This window comes from Mesorhizobium sp. M1322 (assembly GCF_040318085.1).
In the GTDB taxonomy this organism is placed as follows: Bacteria; Pseudomonadota; Alphaproteobacteria; order Rhizobiales; family Rhizobiaceae; genus Mesorhizobium.
The window spans coordinates 1-17,766 of sequence record NZ_JAMYLP010000106.1 but is presented as its reverse complement, the minus strand read 5'-3'; the positions used below and the strand labels follow the sequence as shown (position 1 = coordinate 17,766).

General features: G+C 64.0%; 15 protein-coding genes. 11 read left to right on the top strand and 4 right to left on the bottom strand.

Annotated features, from left to right (window positions below):
* Positions 1 to 165: 165 nt before the first annotated feature.
* Both cmk and rpsA read left to right on the top strand, forming a co-directional pair.
* Entirely contained in the window at positions 166 to 816 is a 651-nt protein-coding gene (gene cmk / locus NKH12_RS26500) for a (d)CMP kinase (RefSeq protein ID WP_352955853.1), read from the top strand.
* A 205-nt stretch (positions 817 to 1,021) separates the two neighbouring features.
* Positions 1,022 to 2,719 carry a 30S ribosomal protein S1 gene (gene rpsA, locus NKH12_RS26495; RefSeq protein WP_352955852.1) on the top strand — a complete coding sequence of 566 codons (1,698 nt, stop codon included), beginning with the start codon at positions 1,022 to 1,024 and terminating at the stop codon, positions 2,717 to 2,719.
* A 142-nt stretch (positions 2,720 to 2,861) separates the two neighbouring features.
* On the opposite strand, the gene NKH12_RS26490 is transcribed toward rpsA, so the two are convergent.
* The 3 genes from NKH12_RS26490 to NKH12_RS26480 form a co-directional block, all read right to left on the bottom strand.
* Positions 2,862 to 3,569 (bottom strand): SDR family NAD(P)-dependent oxidoreductase, encoded by a 708-nt coding sequence (locus NKH12_RS26490; protein ID WP_352955851.1) that lies wholly within the window; start codon positions 3,567 to 3,569, stop codon positions 2,862 to 2,864.
* 159 nt (positions 3,570 to 3,728) lie between these two features.
* Positions 3,729 to 5,309 carry a 5-guanidino-2-oxopentanoate decarboxylase gene (locus NKH12_RS26485; protein ID WP_352955849.1) on the bottom strand — a complete coding sequence of 527 codons (1,581 nt, stop codon included), beginning with the start codon at positions 5,307 to 5,309 and terminating at the stop codon, positions 3,729 to 3,731.
* Positions 5,306 to 6,154 carry a dimethylarginine dimethylaminohydrolase family protein gene (locus NKH12_RS26480; protein ID WP_352955848.1) on the bottom strand — a complete coding sequence of 283 codons (849 nt, stop codon included), beginning with the start codon at positions 6,152 to 6,154 and terminating at the stop codon, positions 5,306 to 5,308. The genes NKH12_RS26485 and NKH12_RS26480 overlap by 4 nt, the downstream gene beginning before the upstream one ends.
* A gap of 218 nt (positions 6,155 to 6,372) precedes the next feature.
* On the opposite strand from NKH12_RS26480, the gene NKH12_RS26475 reads away from it, so the two are divergent.
* The 7 genes from NKH12_RS26475 (at position 6,373) to NKH12_RS26445 (ending at position 12,622) form a co-directional block, all read left to right on the top strand.
* Positions 6,373 to 7,185, top strand: a complete 813-nt coding sequence (locus tag NKH12_RS26475; protein ID WP_352955854.1) for an ABC transporter ATP-binding protein — start codon at positions 6,373 to 6,375, stop codon at positions 7,183 to 7,185.
* Positions 7,186 to 7,235: 50 nt separating this feature from the next.
* Positions 7,236 to 8,030: a transporter substrate-binding domain-containing protein gene (locus NKH12_RS26470; RefSeq protein WP_352955847.1), complete on the top strand. Its 795-nt coding sequence runs from the start codon at positions 7,236 to 7,238 to the stop codon at positions 8,028 to 8,030.
* A gap of 153 nt (positions 8,031 to 8,183) precedes the next feature.
* Positions 8,184 to 8,906 (top strand): ABC transporter permease, encoded by a 723-nt coding sequence (locus NKH12_RS26465; RefSeq protein WP_352955846.1) that lies wholly within the window; start codon positions 8,184 to 8,186, stop codon positions 8,904 to 8,906.
* Positions 8,906 to 9,715, top strand: coding sequence for an ABC transporter permease (locus tag NKH12_RS26460; RefSeq protein WP_352955845.1), 810 nt, complete (start codon positions 8,906 to 8,908; stop codon positions 9,713 to 9,715). The genes NKH12_RS26465 and NKH12_RS26460 overlap by 1 nt, the downstream gene beginning before the upstream one ends.
* A gap of 33 nt (positions 9,716 to 9,748) precedes the next feature.
* Complete coding sequence (locus NKH12_RS26455; protein ID WP_352955844.1) at positions 9,749 to 10,750, top strand: Ldh family oxidoreductase; 1,002 nt, start codon at positions 9,749 to 9,751, stop codon at positions 10,748 to 10,750.
* A 323-nt stretch (positions 10,751 to 11,073) separates the two neighbouring features.
* Positions 11,074 to 11,526: a DoxX family protein gene (locus tag NKH12_RS26450; protein ID WP_352955843.1), complete on the top strand. Its 453-nt coding sequence runs from the start codon at positions 11,074 to 11,076 to the stop codon at positions 11,524 to 11,526.
* A gap of 121 nt (positions 11,527 to 11,647) precedes the next feature.
* Complete coding sequence (locus NKH12_RS26445; RefSeq protein ID WP_352955842.1) at positions 11,648 to 12,622, top strand: complex I NDUFA9 subunit family protein; 975 nt, start codon at positions 11,648 to 11,650, stop codon at positions 12,620 to 12,622.
* Between the two features lie 16 nt (positions 12,623 to 12,638).
* On the opposite strand, the gene NKH12_RS26440 is transcribed toward NKH12_RS26445, so the two are convergent.
* Complete coding sequence (locus NKH12_RS26440; RefSeq protein WP_352955841.1) at positions 12,639 to 14,009, bottom strand: cytochrome P450; 1,371 nt, start codon at positions 14,007 to 14,009, stop codon at positions 12,639 to 12,641.
* A 345-nt stretch (positions 14,010 to 14,354) separates the two neighbouring features.
* Between NKH12_RS26440 and gyrB the strand changes: the two genes are divergently transcribed.
* Positions 14,355 to 16,826: a DNA topoisomerase (ATP-hydrolyzing) subunit B gene (gyrB, locus tag NKH12_RS26435; RefSeq protein WP_352955840.1), complete on the top strand. Its 2,472-nt coding sequence runs from the start codon at positions 14,355 to 14,357 to the stop codon at positions 16,824 to 16,826.
* A gap of 248 nt (positions 16,827 to 17,074) precedes the next feature.
* Positions 17,075 to 17,766 (top strand): hypothetical protein (locus tag NKH12_RS26430; RefSeq protein WP_352955839.1); only part of this gene is annotated, 692 nt, incomplete at its 3' end.

The following is a 17,766-nucleotide window of genomic DNA, read 5'->3' as shown; positions in this document are numbered from 1 at the left end:
CGGGGGGGGGGGGGTCTCCCGTGGGCCTTTCATCCCCCAACCGTCAGGGGGGCCGCCCCCCCCCCCCCCGCTCCCGCCCCCGCCGGCCGGCCGCCACCGAGGGGGGTGGGAAGGATCGCGGCGCTCGTCCTATTTATCGCGCCTTTCAATCGCGGCGGCCCGCCAATGACACACGTCTTCACCATCGCCATCGACGGACCCGCCGGCGCCGGCAAAGGCACGCTGGCGCGGCGGCTGGCTGACCATTACCGGCTGAACCTGCTCGACACCGGCCTCACCTATCGCGCGGTGGCCCATGCGCTGCTTCGGCTCGGCCTGCCGCTCGATAATGTCTCGGCTGCCGAAACCGCAGCCCGCCAGGTCGACCTGGCCAAGCTCGACCGGTCGGTGCTGTCGGCGCATGCGGTCGGCGAGGCGGCTTCGAAAGTGGCGGTGTTCCCGTCGGTACGGCGCATATTGGTCGAAAAGCAGCGCGAATTCGCCAAGGTGCCGCCAGGCGCCGTACTCGACGGCCGCGACATCGGCACCGTCGTCTGTCCCGACGCCGACATAAAGCTCTATGTGACGGCCAGCGCCGAAGTGCGGGCAGAGCGGCGGCTGGCCGAGATCGAGAGCATCGGCGGAACCGCCAATTTCGCCGATATCCTCGCCGATATCCTGCGCCGCGACGAGCGCGACATGGGTCGCGCCGACTCGCCGCTAAAGCCTGCCGCCGACGCACACTTGATCGACACGTCGGAAATGGCTATAGAAGCCGCGTTCCTGGCGGCCAAAGCGATCATCGACGACGTTTTGACCAAGAGAAACGACGCCTGAGCCGGGTTTTCCTCCCGTTGCCGATTGCCGGCGGCGAAAAGGTACTCATATCGGGCACGAACCAGCCTGCCAGCATTTTTCATGCGCCGGAATTGCCGCTTAGGCGGCCAAGGGCTTTTTTGAAGCCCGGAACGCCGGCAGGCCAACGCAACGCTAACCCACGGCGCCCGCCCCGCGACAGATGCGGGGCATTCCAGGAGAACCTATGTCAGTTGCAAACCCCACTCGCGATGATTTCGCGAGCCTGCTCGAAGAATCATTTTCCGCCGGCCATTCCGGCGAAGGCCAAGTCGTCAAGGGCACGATCACCGCGATCGAAAAGGACATGGCAATCATCGACGTCGGCCTCAAGGTCGAAGGCCGCGTGCCGCTGAAGGAATTCGGCGTCAAGGGCAAGGAGTCGACTCTCAAGGTCGGCGACACGGTCGAAGTCTATGTCGAGCGCATCGAGAACGCGCTTGGCGAAGCGATGCTTTCCCGTGAGAAGGCCCGCCGTGAAGAGAGCTGGGTCCGTCTCGAAGAGAAGTTCACCAAGGGCGAGCGCGTCGAAGGCGTCATCTTCAACCAGGTCAAGGGCGGCTTCACCGTCGATCTCGACGGCGCCGTGGCCTTCCTGCCGCGCAGCCAGGTCGACATCCGCCCGATCCGCGACGTCTCGCCGCTGATGCACAATCCGCAGCCTTTCGAGATCCTCAAGATGGATCGCCGCCGCGGCAACATCGTGGTGTCGCGCCGTACCGTGCTCGAGGAAAGCCGCGCCGAACAGCGTTCCGAAATCGTGCAGAACCTCGAAGAAGGCCAGGTGGTCGAAGGCGTCGTCAAGAACATCACCGACTATGGTGCGTTCGTCGACCTCGGCGGCATCGACGGCCTGCTGCATGTCACCGACATGGCATGGCGCCGCGTCAACCATCCGACCGAAATCCTCAACATCGGCCAGACGGTCAAGGTGCAGATCATCCGCATCAACCAGGAAACCCACCGCATCTCGCTCGGCATGAAGCAGCTCGAGAGCGATCCGTGGTCCGAGATCGGAACGAAATTCCCGATCGGCAAGAAGATCAAGGGCACCGTCACCAACATCACCGACTACGGCGCGTTCGTCGAGCTGGAGCCGGGCATCGAGGGCCTCATCCACGTTTCGGAAATGTCGTGGACGAAGAAGAACGTGCATCCCGGCAAGATCCTGTCGACGACGCAGGAAGTCGACGTGGTGGTGCTCGAGGTCGATCCGGCCAAGCGCCGCATTTCGCTCGGCCTCAAGCAGACGCTCGAGAACCCGTGGCAGGCTTTCGCCAGCAGCCATCCGGTCGGCAGCCAGGTCGAGGGCGAGGTCAAGAACAAGACCGAGTTCGGCCTGTTCATCGGCCTCGAAGGCGATGTCGACGGCATGGTCCATCTTTCCGACCTCGACTGGACCCGTCCGGGCGAGCAGGTGATCGAAGAGTACAATCGCGGCGACATGGTCAAGGCGCAGGTGCTCGACGTCGACATCGACAAGGAGCGCATCTCGCTCGGCATCAAGCAGCTGGCCAAGGACACGGCCGGCGAGGCGGCGACTTCAGGCGAACTGCGCAAGAACGCGGTCGTCACTTGCGAGGTCACCGGCGTCAAGGATGGCGGTCTGGAAGTGCGGCTCGTCGAGAGCGGCCTCGAGACCTTCATCAAGCGCTCCGACCTTAGCCGTGACCGCGACGAGCAGCGCCCCGAGCGCTTCACGGTCGGCCAGAAGGTCGACGCCCGCGTCATTGCCTTCGACAAGAAGACCCGCAAACTGCAGGTCTCGATCAAGGCGCTGGAAATCGCTGAGGAGAAGGAAGCGGTCGCCCAGTACGGCTCGACCGACTCCGGCGCTTCGCTGGGCGACATCCTGGGTGCCGCGCTGAAGAAGCAGGGCAGCTAAATCTGCAAAACACCGCGCCTCGCGCGCGGCTTGTAACAGAACCCCGCCGGAGCGATCCGGCGGGGTTTTTGTTTGACCATGGTCGGAGCGTCGGACCCAAGCGTGGCAAACCGGGAAATCCGCGCTCAAACAAAGAGATAGATCAGGCCCTGCCGTAAAGCGGCACCAGCGTGCCGCTCATCGCCAGATTGGCCGGCGAAGCGAGATAGGCAATGGCCTCCGCGGCCGCTTCGAGGCTGACCCATTTGCCGAAATCGGCTGCCGGCATGTCAGCCCGGGTGGCCGGCGTGTCGAGCGTCGAGGGCGCGACCGCGTTGACCAGGATTCCCTTGCCCTTGAGCTCTTCCGCCATCGCCACCGTCATTGCGGCGACCGCCGCCTTGCTGGCGGCGTAGGCGACCATGCCGGAACCGCGCCGCAGGTCGAGCCCGGCGCGCGCCGTGACATTGACGATGCGCCCCGACACGGAAGATTCCAGCATCGAGCGGATCGCCGCGCGGCAGCACAGGAAGGTGGTCCGGGCGTTGGTGTCCATCATTTCGGCAAAGGACGCGGGCTCGATCTTCTCGACCGGCGCAGCGGTAAAGCCACCGGCCAGATGGATGGATGCCCACAAATCCGTTACGCTGGCATAGAACGCATCAACCTTGGCTGGATCGGCGAGATCGACATTGTGCGCCAGCCTGACGCGGTCATGTGCCGGGAAGGGAAAATGCGGGGGCGCGGCAGCATGGGCATTGGGAACATGGCAGACCGCGCCCTGCTCCAGCAGTTTGCCGACAACCGCGCCACCGAGCGCTCCGGTGCCGCCGGTCACCACAACATGCCTGCCGTCCAGTGTATCCGTCATCTTCGACCGCTCCAGTCACTCTTATGCCGCCGCCGCCGAAGGTCGCGCCTTTCGCGCGATCACTCAATCGAAATCTCGATGACACAGTGTCGTTTACGCGCCTCAAGCCGGCGGCCATCCGACGAGGATCGCATCCCCCAGCAAACGCTGCCGCAGCACTCAATCGACAGTAATCTCGATGACATACGGCAGTCCGGTCGCCCGCGCGCGCTGGAGTGCGTTCGCCAGATGACCGATGCCGGCGAGCCGCTCGGCGGCAATGCCATAGGCCTCGGCCAGCTTGCAGAAATCAGGCGGCGCCGGCGAGACACCGACCGGCTCGACGCCGACATCGAGCATCGAGGTTTCGATTTCGCGATAACCGCGATTGTTCCAGACGACGAAGATCACCGGTGCCGAGGCGTCGAGCGCGGCGCCCAGTTCCGGCAGCGTGAACTGAAAACCACCGTCGCCGGTGAGACAAACGACCGGCGCATCAGGCACGGCAAGGGCCGCACCGATCGCCGCCGGGGGGCCATAGCCTAGCGCACCGAAGCCGGTGGCGGCGTTGAACCAGCCGCCCGGGCGGTCGTGGTCGTAATAGAGGTTGGCGGCGTAGATCGGCTGGGTCGAATCGCCGACGATGATCGAGCCTGGCAATGCATCGCGGATCGCCTCGACGGCGCGCGTTTGCGCCTGGAGGGCCGGGGCCATTTCGGCAAAGGCCGCTTGTCTTGTGGCAGCGGCGCGAGCCGAGCCGTCGCCCGAGGGCGCCTGGCCCGTACCGATTTCGGCAAGCAGTGCCTGGAGTGCTAAGCCGCAATCGGCGTGGATCGAAATCCGGGCCGGCCGGCGGGCAAGCTGGTCGGCGCCGATGTCGATGCGGATCAGATTTGGCGGCAGGACAAAGCCGCCGTCGCTATACCCATCATAGTCGGTCGGGCCGAATTCGGTGCCGGCGGCAATGACCAGATCGGCCTCGGCCATCAGCGCACGCACCGCCTTCAGACTGGGGCTCGCCGGCACGCCAAGCGGATGGCGATGCAGCAGGCCGCGGGCATTGGCCGTCTGGACAACCGGCGCTCCCAGCCTTTCGGCAAGGCGCTGCAACGGCGCTTCGGCTCTCTTGGCGCCGCCGCCGGCAAGGATCAGCGGGCGGCGGGCAGCCGCGCAAAGCCTTGCCGCCTCTGCTATCGCCGCCGCATCCGGTTCGGGCGGCGCGACATTCGTCAGCAAAGCTGCGATGCCGTCGGCCGGCTTGACCATGATGTCGGTCGGGATCTCGATATGGATCGGACCGGGGCGCGATGACGAAAACAGGGCGAAGGCGCGGGCAAGCACGCCTGGCAGTTCGTCGGCGTCGGTGACACGGTGCGAGAACAGCGCGACCTTTTCCATCATACCACGCTGGTCGGGCAGTTCGTGCAGATGGCCGAGGCCCTTGCCCAGCGTCGGCGTGGCGTTGACGCCCGAGATCACCAGCATCGGAACCGAATCGGCACGGGCCTGGCCCATGGCGGTGATGGTGTTGGTCAGCCCCGGTCCGGTGATGACGAAGGCGACGCCCGGCCTGCCGCTGGCGCGCGCATAACCGTCGGCCATAAAGCCGGCGCCCTGCTCATGACGCGGGGTGACGTGGCGGATATTCGAGCGCGCCAGCCCGCGATAGAGTTCGACCGTATGCACACCTGGAATGCCGAAGACCGTGTCGACGTCATGGGCTTCGAGCAAAGTGATGAGCGCTTCGCCGACTGTCGTCATTGTCTGAGCACCGGACGTGTGAGGCAAGTCGGTCCGCCCTCGCAGGCAATGCACAGCGCCTCCGCCTCGAAGGTCCAAACCCTGCAACCGGCGGCGGTCAGGGCCGCCGCCGTCTTCGGGAAGCCGGCAACGGCGATCACCTCGAGCGGCGCCGTCGGCAGCACGTTGAGGCTGAGACCGTTGGAGGCGAAGAACTCCTCGGCGTCGCCCTCGACCAGGCGAATGCCTCGCGCCCGCAGCATCTGGTAGAAGGCAGCCGGCAAAAGCGGTGCATAGACCAGCGCCAGATCGTCGGCGAGCGGACTAATTACCGACATCAGATGCAGGCAGGCCTCCTCGCCATGCCAGAGCGGCAGGTCGTAACCATAGACCTGGATACCCTTGGGTGTGAGCAGGTTGGCGAGTTGCTGGATGCCGTCCTGGTTGGTGCGTACACCGCGGCCGACGGCCAGCGTCCGAGAATCCACCCAGACGCAATCGCCGCCCTCGACTTGGCCGGGATGCTCGATGCGGCCGAGGATAGGAACGCCCATGCGCCTGTAGGCCGCCTCGTGCAGGCCGGGTTCGGCCAGGCGCAGCGCCTTGCCCATGGCAAGGATGATGGCGCCGTGGTCGGTCATCAACGAAGGATCGTGCGTGAAGACCGAATCGGCAAGCCCGTCATCGGCGTCGGTCAGCCATTCGATCTCGGCGCCGGATGCCAAAACCAGCGTCGTCAGCGCCTCATACTGGGCAGCGGCCTTTTGCGGATCGAAGCCCGGGCCATAGTGCCATTCCGATGCTCTGGCGCGGGGCATGGCGCTTGCGGCGGACCGCATCAGCACGCGCTGCAGGGGCCCTGCCATGGACTGCGACCCGTATGCTTTACCCACCAAGTGCTCCTGGAATATCCCCTCCAGCCAATAGCCGCTCAGCAAGCCGCGATCAATGGTCCAAAAAGCATGGTTGACGGAGGCAAGCGGAACGGTCCATCTTGAGAATGAGAAGTCTGTCCAGTGATGGTAATGGGTAAAAAATTCCAGCAGCGACGGGTCCAGCCGCTTCGTGAGGCACCGAAAAGGTGATAGCGCAAGGCACGGCCCCCGCCCTGAAGCACGCGGCGCAGAACGATGCCGCCGAAGCCATCCATGTCGAGAACCTGCACAAAAGATTCGGCGAACTGCATGTGCTGAAAGGTGTTTCGCTGTCGGCGCGCGACGGTGAGGTCATCGCCATCATCGGCGGCAGCGGCTCGGGCAAGTCGACGTTGCTCCGCTGCATAAATTGCCTGGAGAACCCGACCAGCGGAATCGTCCGCGTCAATGGTGAGGAGATCCGGATGAAGGCCGACAGCTATGGCCACACCGTTCCCGCCGACCGCAAGCAGATCGAGCGCATCCGCTCCAAGCTCGGCATGGTCTTTCAGAATTTCAATTTGTGGAGCCACATGACGCTGATCGAGAACGTCATCGAGGTTCCGGTGCATGTTCTGGGCGTGAAGCGCGACGTGGCCATCGCAGAGGCCGAAAAGCTGCTCGAGCGCGTCGGCCTGGCCGAAAAGCGTGATGTCTATCCGGCCTATCTGTCGGGCGGCCAGCAGCAGCGTGCGGCCATCGCCCGGGCGCTGGCCATCAATCCGCGCGTCATGCTGTTCGACGAGCCGACCTCGGCGCTCGACCCGGAACTGATCGGCGAGGTGCTGAAGGTGATCGGCGATCTGGCGCGCGAGGGCCGCACCATGGTGCTGGTCACCCATGAGATGAAGTTTGCCCGCGAGGTCGCGACGCATGTCGTCTATCTCTATAACGGGTTGGTCGAGGAAGAGGGCCCGCCGGAGCAGATCTTCGGCGCTCCAAAATCCGAAAGGCTGAAGCAATTCATCCGCAACATCGGTTAAGCCGAGGCGGATGGACAAACGGGAACAACAACAAACTGGGAGTTATTGAAATGAAGACCGTTCTGAAGACATTTGCCGCAGCGCTGTTGCTCGGCGTTGCCGCGATGGGCGCGGCGAAGGCCGAGCCGGTCAAGATCGGCGTCGCCGCCGAACCCTATCCGCCGTTCACCTCGCCGGATGCCTCGGGCAAATGGGTCGGCTGGGAAATCGAATTCATCGACGCGGTCTGCGCCGAGCAAAAGCTCGATTGCGTCATCACTCCCGTCGCCTGGGACGGCATCATCCCGGCGCTGACGACCAAGAAGATCGATGTGATCGCCAGTTCCATGTCGATCACCGACGAGCGGAAGAAGACGATCGACTTCTCCGACAAATATTACAACACCCCGACCGCCATTATCGGGCCGAAGGACCAGAAATTCGGCGCCACTCCGGAAGACCTCAAGGGCAAAATCATCGGCGTCCAGGTTTCGACCGTGCATGCCGACTACGTCAAGAAGCACTTCACCGAAGCCGCGGAAATCAAGGAATACCAGACCCAGGACGAAGCCAATCAGGATCTTGCCGCCGGTCGCCTCGATGCGGTGCAGGCCGATTCGATCGCGCTCGACGCCTTCCTGAAATCGGATCAGGGCAAGCAATGCTGCGATCTGAAGGGCATGGTCGCGCCGGATCTGGCGATCCTCGGGCCAGGCGTCGGCGCCGGTGTCCGCAAGGAAGACACCGAGCTGAAAGAGAAGATCAATGCCGGTATCAAGGCGATCCGCGCGAACGGCAAATATGACGAGATTTCGAAGAAATACTTCGACTTCGACATTTACGGCGCCGACACCCAGTCGAACTGACGGCATCCCTGATCGAATAACCACGCGGCGCGGGCAGCGCCGTGTGGCTTCGTCGGCAACCACCCATGCAAGCTTTCCGCTGACGGCATCGCCGGTGGTTTTGGCGCCAGCAATTCGGGGGCGACGCTGATCGACGCATTTTTTCCGGCCTCTGTGGCCCGCATCATCGAACTGCTTTCGCCGACGCCGCCTGGCTGGGGCGGAACGCTTCTGGTCGGACTGCTCCACTCGGTCGAGATCGCTGCCGGTGCTTTCGGTCTCGGCCTCGTGATCGGCATTTGCGGTGCGTACGGCAAGCTCTATGGCGGGCCTGTAGTGCGCGATCTGCTGGCGGTCTATACGACGATCGTCCGCGCCGTGCCGGAGTTGGTGCTGATCCTGCTGCTCTATTATGCCGGCACCGATTTGATCAACCAGATGCTGACGGCAATGGGATATCAGCGCATCGACATCAGCGGGCTGGTGGCCGGCATTGCCGTGCTCGGATTCGTCCAGGGCGCCTATTCGACCGAGGTGATGCGTGGCGCGATCCTTGCCATTCCGCAAGGCCAGATCGAAGCCGCGCGCGCCTATGGCATGTCTCCCGGTCTCCTTCTGCGACGCATCACGCTGCCGGCGATGCTGCCCTTCGCCATACCCGGCCTTGCCAATCTTTGGCTGATCGCCACCAAGGAAACCGCCCTGCTGGCGGTCGTCGGCTTCTTCGAACTGACATTGGCCACGCGGCAAGCGGCGGGCGTAACCAAAGCCTATCTTACGTTCTTCCTCGCCGCGGGCGTGATCTATTTCCTGTTGACGCTGGTCTCCAATCTGATCATCGGTCGCATCGAGGCCAGGGCTCGGCGCGGCATGCCCTCCCTCAAGGAGGCGCGTTGATGGCTGACGAAGCGACCATCGTCAACGTAGCCGCTCGGGCGTCGCTGTGGCTGCAGCCGCACCGCATCGTGCTGGTCCTGATAGCGCTGGCGCTGGTTCTCGCAGCCACCTTCTTCATGCGCTGGGACTGGCTGCCGCAATATTACGAAATGGCGCTTGTCGGCCTCTGGCGCACGCTCTGGATCCTCGCCGTCACCTGCACACTGGGCTTCCTGCTCGCCGTGCCGCTCGGGCTGGCGCAGGCTGCCGGCCCTTTCTGGCTCGCGGCGCCTGCAAAGGCCTTCTGCACCGTCATCAGGGGAACGCCGCTGCTGCTGCAACTCTGGCTGCTCTACTATGGGCTCGGCTCGCTGTTTCCACAGTATCCATGGATTCGCGAGTCCTGGATGTGGCCGTATCTCAGGCAAGCGTGGCCCTATGGCGTCCTGGCGCTGACCTTGTCCTTCGCCGGCTACGAGGGGGAGGTGATGCGGGGTGCCTTTGCCGGGGTGCCGAAGGGCCAGATCGAGGCCGCCCGCGCGTTCGGCATGAGCCGCTGGAAGATCCTCCGGCGGATCTGGCTGCCGCAAGCCTTCTACCGGGCGCTGCCGACGCTGACCGGCGAAACCGTGCTGCAGCTGAAATCGACGCCGCTGGTGGCGACCATCAGCGTGATCGACATATTCGCCGTTTCGTCCAAGGTGCGGCAGAGCACTTTCCTCACCTATGAACCCTTGCTGCTCCTGGCGTTGATCTATATGGCGATCACCGGCATCCTGGTCTTCGCCCTCGGCAAGATCGAGGCGCGGATCCCGAACAAGCTAGGCTAAAGCAGTTAAAGTCGCGAATTCAGGGCAGCTAAGATGCAACTCAGTCTCGACCAGGCGACAGGGCTGTGCCGGATGGCGGCGCTCGGCGCCGGCGCCAATGAAGAAGCGGCGCAGTCGCTCGCAGCCTCCATCGTAGCGGCCGAGGCGGAAGGTCTGTCGACGGTCGGACTGTCGCATTTCATCGACTATCTCGAAGCGCTGGAGGCCGGCCGCATCGACGGCAAGGCCGAGCCGGTCATCACAAGGCCGGCTTTGGCGATCTATCTCTCCGACGCGCGCGGCGGTCTGGCGCATACCGGCTTCGACCGCACGATCGACGATCTCGCCAAGGCGGCGCGCCTGTTCGGCGTTGCCATCTTTTCGCAGAAGAACGCCTATACATGCGGCGCGCTCGGCTATTTCACCGGGCGGCTTGCCGCGCAGGGGCTGGTGTCCTTCGCCGCGACCAACGGACCGGCCGTGCTTGCCGGCTCGGGCTCGGTCAAGCCGGTCTATTGCACCAACCCGATGTCCTTCGCCGCGCCCGCCGCCGACGGAGCGCCGCTGGTGATCGACCAGTCGTCGAGCGCCACTGCCTTCGTCAACATCCGCAAGGCGGCCGAGGACGGCAAGAAAATTCCCGAAGGCTGGGCCTTGGACGCGAGCGGCAACCCGACCACCGATCCCGCCGCCGCGATGAAAGGCGCGATGCTTGCCTTCGGCGGCCAGCGCGGCGCCAACATCGCACTGATGGTCGAAGTGCTGGCGGCGGGCCTATCGGGCGCCAACTGGTCGCTCGATGCGCCATGGTTCAGTGGCGGACCGGACAGCCCGGGAACCGGCCTCTTCGTACTGGCGGTCGAGCCCAAGCTGCTCGATCCAGATTTCGAGAAACGCATGAAAGATCAGCTCGACCGGTTGCGCCGCCGCTACGGCGTGCATGTGCCCGGCCGTGCCCGCGCCGAAGCGGCAGAGAAGGCGGCGGCACGGGGCATAACGGCTCCGAAAGCCGTGGTCCAGCGCATCTCCGAATTCGCCGCCCGGTACTCTTCCTAAAATTTGTCGGCGATTTTTTCGCCGTTGTTGAACCTTTTCGCGCGGTGCCGCGACCAATGCTTGTCCGGGGTGGGGTTTGCCCCGGCGGTGACATCTGGTCGCCAGGGCTGGGGCGGGCGTCTCACGCCGTGCTGATACCGTCTCAGGTCAGGCCGCCTCGTCGGACCCTGACGCATGGATGTCGCCCGGAAAACCCCGCTTCGGCGGGGTTTTCTGCGTTCTTTCGCATGTGATCGGTTACTGCCTGCTTGGTCAACTTTTGTTCATTTGACTTTGACCGAGGTGGTCGGGTGTTTGCGCGAAGCAGCAAAAGAGGAGCCCCAATGTCCGCAAGCACCGACAATTCCAGAAGAAGCCTTTTCGTCCCGGCTCTTGGCAGCCTTTGTGCGGCGCTGCACACCGCCTCTGAAACCATCCTGCGTGCGGTAGCCGGCATCTTCCTCACCATCCATGGTTCGCAGAAGATCACCGATCCGTTTGGCGCCGCCGAGATGGTGGAGGGCCTCGGCTTCTATCCGGGCGCATTTTGGTCCCTGCTCTTGGCATGCACCGAGTTCTTCGGAGGCATTTTCATCGCCATAGGCCTCTTGACTCGCCCGGCCGCCTTCGCCGGAATGTTCGCGCTTCTGGTCACCGTCTGGTTCCACTGGGTCACCATGGGCCAGGGCTTTTCGGGCGCTGAAAAATCGCTGCTGTGGGCGGCGATTCTGTTCTTCTTCGTCATTCGCGGCGGCAATCGCCAATCGGTCGACGCACGCATCGGCAGGGCGTTCTGACGCGGTCGAAAACAGGGCTCCCCGGCGACTTATCGTCGCCCTTTGCCTTTGGTGCGAAACGGACTAAGAAACGGCTTCAGTCAAGCACCAGTAAATCTGGAAAAGTGCGCCGGAGCCCGCAATGACCGAAATCCTGCAGACCCCAAAGCTCGTCGTCGTGTTCGGCGGCTCCGGCTTTGTAGGCCGTCACGTCGTGCGGGCGCTGGCCAGGCGCGGCTACCGCATCAGGGTCGCCTGCCGCCGGCCCGATCTCGCCGGCCATCTGCAGCCGCTCGGCAATGTCGGCCAGATCCAGCCGGTGCAGGCCAATGTTCGCGTGCGCTGGTCGGTCGACCGTGCCGTGCAGGGCGCCGACCACGTCGTCAATTTGGTGGCCATCCTGCATGAGAGCGGCCGGCAGAAATTCACGCCCGTCCACGAATTCGGAGCACGGGCGGTCGCCGAAGCGGCGCGCGCCGTCGGCGCCGGCCTCACCCATATCTCGGCGCTGGGCGCCGATCTGAACGCACAATCGGAGTATGCGCGCACCAAGGCGCTCGGCGAAAAGGCGGTTCTGGAGACGATCGAGGACGCCGTCATCTTCCGGCCGTCGATCAATTTCGGGCCGGAGGATAGTTTCTTCAACCGGTTCGCCAATATGGCGCGCTATTCGCCGGTCCTGCCGCTGATCGGCGGTGGGCAAACCAAATTCCAGCCTGTCTATGTCGGCGATGTCGCCGAAGCGGTGGCGCGCTCGGTCGACGGCAAAGTCCAAGGCGGCCGGATCTACGAGCTTGGCGGACCGCAGGTGCTCACCTTCAAGCAATGCATGCAGGAAATGCTTGCCATGATCAATCGCAAGCGGCTTCTGGTGTCGGTGCCGTGGTGGATGGCGAACATGCAGGCATCGATCCTCGGGCTTTTGCCCAATCCGCTGCTGACCAAGGATCAGGTCCTGCAGTTGCGCCAGCACAACATCGTGTCTGAAGCGGCCATTAGGGAAAACAGAACGCTCGCCGGTCTCGATATCCAGCCACAGTCGATCGGCAGCATCCTGCCGAGCTATCTCTGGCGCTACCGGCCCGCCGGCCAGTTCCAGCGCAAGACGGCGGCCTAGCCAATCAGGCGACTCACTAAAGGCGCCGCGTGACCTGCATCGGCAAGCCGCCCTCCGGTTGCGTCGTCAGTTTCTGCACCGGCCACGGTTTGGTCTCGGCGGTGGTATCGAAGCGGAAGCGCGACAGCATGATGGCCAGACCGATGATCGCCTCCTGCATGGCAAAGCTGGCGCCGATGCAGACGCGAGGACCGGCGCCGAACGGCAAATACTGGAAGCGGTCGATTTTCTCGCGATTTCCCGGATGGAAGCGTTCGGGCATGAACGCGTCGGGCCTGTCCCACAGCTTGCGATGACGGTGGACGACCCAGGGCATGACCAGCACCGCGGCGCGCCTCGGTATGTAGAGGCCGTTCCAGGTTTCAGGCTCGATCGGCTCGCGGTTGATGGACGGCGCCGGCGGATAAAGCCTGAGCGCCTCCTCGAAGGCGGCGCGGGTGAACGGCATGGTGTCGAGCCACTTTGTCGGGTCGGGCTCGCGCGCCAGCACCGCGTCGATTTCGCGCTCTATCCTCTCGCGCTCCCAAGGCGCTTCGGCCAGGCAGTAGAGCGTCCAGCCGAGCGCACGAGCCGTGGTCTCATGGCCGGCGCCGATGAAGGTGATGATGTTGTCCTCGACCTCGGCGCGCGTCAGGCCGTCCGGTCCCTCCGCCTTGAGCAAAAGCGTGAGAAAATCCTGCGGCACGTTGTCCGGGTCGCGCTTGAGCCGCTCTTCGCGCATGTTGACGGTGTCGGTGACGATTTTGCGGAAATAGGCCATGGTCTTGCGGCCGCGGATGCGGGTCAGGCGCGGCAGCCAGTCGGGCGCCCGCAACAGGTCGAGCGGATCAACCCGGCCCATGGTCTCGAACAGCCGATCGATCTCCTTGGCGAAGCTGCCCGGCTCGCCTGATATCTCACCGGAAAACAGCGTCTCGGCCAGGATGTCAAAGGTAAGCAGCGTCATGTCGTGAGCGATGTCCGACGTGCCGCCGCCCTCGTAGCGCGTGACGAACTCCCGCGTGCGCCTCAGCATCGGCTCGGCAAAACCGAAGATGTGGCGCGGCGTGAACACTGGCGCCATCGCCTTGCGCGAGCGCCTCCAGACCTCGCCCTCAGCGGTCAGCAGGCCGTCGCGCAGGATCGGCCGCAGGATCATCTGGCGCACCGTCGCCATCTTGTAGTTTTTGGCATTGTCGACCAGCACGTGGCGGATGAGGCCGGGGTCGTTGGCGATGACCAGCGGCCCGCCGATGCCGGTGACCGATATCCAGGGTTCGTTGTAGGTCGGCTCGCCCCACAATTCGAGCGGATTGCGGTAGACGATGCGGATCATCTCCAGCGTCGAAGGCGGCGAGGTACGCGGTTTCGGCGCCGGCGGGACGAAGGGGGCGGGCTGACTGTCCATGGCGTGCTCCGCTGGTCACCTCAATGTAGTGGCTGGCAAGGCAAGCGTCCATGTCGCCGAACGGCAAACGCTGAAGCACCCGCCCTCCGGAATGTGACCGGGGCACCGGAAAGTACCTGGTTGTCGGAACGAGCTGGCCTGCTCTTGTTGCCGCCGCTCAGTTCTCAAAATCGGTTCCCATTTTTGGTCCGATTCTCTGCCGGGCAGGCATCCTCTGCTTCCCTCCGGAAATGGCTGCAAACCTTGGAAAAACCGCCTTTTGCGCCTATATCTAGGACATCAAAGCGGCGCGATTCGCAGCCATATTCTCGCGCCGGACAAGCGGCATCAATCAGACAGGTTTTCATGAGCGATCAGATCGACAACGCCAACGGCGCTGAGGCCGAGTACGGCGCCGATTCCATCAAAGTTTTGAAGGGCTTGGATGCCGTCCGCAAGCGGCCCGGCATGTATATCGGCGATACCGACGACGGCTCGGGCCTGCATCACATGGTCTACGAGGTCGTCGACAACGCCATCGACGAGGCGCTGGCCGGTCATGCCGACCTCGTCACGGTGACGCTCAACCCCGACGGTTCGGTGACGGTCATCGACAATGGCCGCGGCATTCCGACCGATATCCACACCGGGGAAGGCATTTCGGCGGCCGAAGTGATCATGACGCAGCTGCATGCCGGCGGCAAGTTCGACCAGAACTCCTACAAGGTGTCCGGCGGCCTCCACGGCGTCGGCGTCTCGGTGGTCAACGCACTGTCGGCCTGGCTGAAGCTGAAAATCCGCCGCAACGGCCAAATCTACGAGATGAGCTTCACGCATGGCAATGCCGACGGGCCGCTGAGGGTCACCGGCAGCTATGAGCAGCGCAAGGTTGCCGGCACCTATGAGGGGCGCAGCGGCAGCGAGATCACTTTCTTTCCGTCGACCGAGACCTTCACCATGGTCGAGTTCGATCTCGGCACGCTGGAGCACCGGCTGCGCGAACTCGCCTTCCTGAATTCCGGCGTGCGCATAATCTTGACCGATGCCCGCCATGCCGACGTCGTGCGCCATGAGCTGCACTATGATGGTGGGCTCGAGGAATTCGTCAGATATCTCGACCGCGTCAAGAAGCCGCTGATCGACAAGCCGGTTGCCATCAAGGCCGAGCGCGACGGTATCACCGTCGAAGTCGCCATGTGGTGGAACGACAGCTACCACGAGAACGTACTGGCCTTCACCAACAACATTCCGCAGCGCGACGGCGGCACACACCTTGCCGGTTTCCGCGGCGCGCTGACGCGCCAGATTACCGGCTATGGCGAATCCACGGGCCTCACCAAAAAGGAGAAGGTGGCACTGATCGGCGACGATTGCCGCGAAGGGCTGACGGCCGTGTTGTCGGTCAAGGTTCCCGACCCGAAATTCTCGTCGCAGACCAAGGACAAGCTGGTCTCGTCCGAAGTCCGTCCGGTGGTGGAAGGGCTCGTCAACGAGGCGCTCGGCACCTGGCTCGAAGAGCACCCGACCGAGGGCAAGGTGGTCATCGAGAAGGTCATCCAAGCGGCAGCGGCGCGCGAAGCCGCGCGCAAGGCGCGCGACATCACCCGCAAGAGCTCGCTCGGCGTCACCTCGCTGCCCGGCAAGCTGGCCGACTGCCAGGAACGCGACCCGGCGAAGTCCGAAATCTTCATCGTCGAGGGCGACAGCGCCGGCGGCTCGGCCAAGGGTGGCCGTTCGCGCCAGAACCAGGCCATTCTTCCGCTGCGCGGCAAGATCCTCAACGTCGAGCGGGCCCGGTTCGACCGTATGCTCGGCTCCGACATGATCGGCACGCTGATCACCGCGCTCGGCACCTCGATCGGCAAGGACGAGTTCAACGCCGATAAGCTGCGCTACCACAAGATCATCCTGATGACCGACGCCGACGTCGACGGCGCTCATATCCGCACCTTGCTGCTGACCTTCTTCTTCCGGCAGATGCCGGAACTGATCGAGCGCGGCCATCTCTATATCGCCCAGCCGCCGCTCTACAAGGTGACGCGAGGCAAGAGCTCGCAATACATCAAGGACGAAAGCGCCTTTGAGGAATTCCTGATCGGCTCGGGGCTGGAAGAGGCGTCGCTGGCGCTCAGCACCGGCGAGGTGCGGGTCGGGCAGGACCTGCGCAGCGCCATCGACGATGCGCTGGCGGTGCGCCAGCTCATCAACGGGCTGCACACCCGCTATAACAGGGGCGTGGTCGAGCAGGCGGCTATCGCCGGCGCGCTCAATCCGGACGTCTTCGCCGATCTCGGCCAAGCCAACACCATGGCCGAGCGTGTCGCCCGCCGCCTCGACATCATCGCCGAGGACACCGAACGCGGCTGGACCGGCCGCATGTCGACCTCAAACGAAGGGGTCGGGGGCTATGTGTTCGAGCGCACGGTGCGCAGCGTCAAGGAGTTCGCGCATCTCGATCTCGCGCTGATCAATTCGGCCGACGCCCGCCAGCTCGACCGCTATGCGCCGCGCCTCGCAGAAGTCTATGGCGAGCCGCCAGTGCTGCGCCGCAAGGATGTGTCCGAAACCATCTCGGGACCGCTGGCGCTGCTCAACGCCGTGTTTGCCACCGGCCGCAAGGGCTTGACCATGCAGCGCTACAAGGGCCTAGGCGAAATGAACGCCGAGCAGCTCTGGGAGACCACGCTCGACCCGAATGTGCGCTCGCTGTTACAGGTCAAGGTCAATGACGCGACCGACGCCGACTCGCTATTTTCGCGGCTGATGGGCGACGAGGTCGAGCCCAGGCGCGAATTCATCCAGGAAAACGCGCTGTCGGTGGCCAATCTGGATATTTGAAAGCCCAGGCCGGACGCTCAATTCAGGCGCTTGAGACATATTGGTAGATCTAGGCCTATCGATGATGTCTGCTGCATCGCAACAAGGGTCACCGTGAGCCGGCCGGAACGGAAAGGCTTCCAAGGCATTGTGATTGATCACAATCGCCGCAGGAGGCACTCATGGGACGTGGTATTTTGCTCTGGCTTCTCGGAATCCCGATTCCGATCATTATTCTCATCATGCTTTTCGCACGGTAGGGTGCTGACATGCAGTCAACCCTAACGGCTGTCGACGTTTCCGCACCGACGGAATCCTCTTCCCCCGCTGTCAGCTGGGGACCGATCGTCGCCGGCGCCTTTGCTGCCTCGACGCTAACACTGATCCTGCTGCTGCTCGGCTCCGGGCTCGGGCTGACGATGGTTTCGCCGTGGTCCGGCTTGAGCACCTCGGTCACAACTTTCGCGGCCTCCACCGCTGTGTGGCTGATCATCGTGCAGTGGCTGTCGTCGGCTGCCGGAGGTTATCTTGCCGGGCGCCTGCGCACCAAATGGGTCGGCGTCCACACCGATGAAGTCTTTTTCCGCGACACCGCCCACGGCTTCCTCGCCTGGGCGCTTGCGACGTTGCTCGTCGCCGGCGTGCTCGGGTCGGCGCTTTCCGCAGCTGTCGGAACCGGCGTCCAGGCCGCTTCGACGGTCGCGTCGGGCGCGGCAATGGGCGCTTCGGCAGGTGCTACTGCAAACGCCGGAGGCGCCGCGACCGACAACGCGACGTCATACTTCGTCGATGCGCTGTTCCGCCCGGCCGATGCGGCCAGGCTTGCTGCCGCCAGTCCGGAGAGCGATGCGGCGGCGACGGCGCAGGCCTCGCGCATTTTGATCGCGAGCGCAGCAGCAGGAGAAGTGTCTGCCGACGACAAGACCTATCTGTCGCAGCTGGTGGCTGCCCGAACCGGGCT

Coding starts and splice junctions, on each gene's coding strand:
- NKH12_RS26460 (WP_352955845.1), top strand. CDS start 8,906: ATGGCTGACGAAGCGACCATCGTCAACGTAGCCGCTCGGGCGTCGCTG.
- NKH12_RS26450 (WP_352955843.1), top strand. CDS start 11,074: ATGTCCGCAAGCACCGACAATTCCAGAAGAAGCCTTTTCGTCCCGGCT.
- NKH12_RS26470 (WP_352955847.1), top strand. CDS start 7,236: ATGAAGACCGTTCTGAAGACATTTGCCGCAGCGCTGTTGCTCGGCGTT.
- NKH12_RS26455 (WP_352955844.1), top strand. CDS start 9,749: ATGCAACTCAGTCTCGACCAGGCGACAGGGCTGTGCCGGATGGCGGCG.
- NKH12_RS26490 (WP_352955851.1), bottom strand. CDS start 3,569: ATGACGGATACACTGGACGGCAGGCATGTTGTGGTGACCGGCGGCACC.
- NKH12_RS26480 (WP_352955848.1), bottom strand. CDS start 6,154: ATGGCAGGGCCCCTGCAGCGCGTGCTGATGCGGTCCGCCGCAAGCGCC.
- gyrB (WP_352955840.1), top strand. CDS start 14,355: ATGAGCGATCAGATCGACAACGCCAACGGCGCTGAGGCCGAGTACGGC.
- rpsA (WP_352955852.1), top strand. CDS start 1,022: ATGTCAGTTGCAAACCCCACTCGCGATGATTTCGCGAGCCTGCTCGAA.
- cmk (WP_352955853.1), top strand. CDS start 166: ATGACACACGTCTTCACCATCGCCATCGACGGACCCGCCGGCGCCGGC.
- NKH12_RS26445 (WP_352955842.1), top strand. CDS start 11,648: ATGACCGAAATCCTGCAGACCCCAAAGCTCGTCGTCGTGTTCGGCGGC.
- NKH12_RS26440 (WP_352955841.1), bottom strand. CDS start 14,009: ATGGACAGTCAGCCCGCCCCCTTCGTCCCGCCGGCGCCGAAACCGCGT.
- NKH12_RS26485 (WP_352955849.1), bottom strand. CDS start 5,309: ATGACGACAGTCGGCGAAGCGCTCATCACTTTGCTCGAAGCCCATGAC.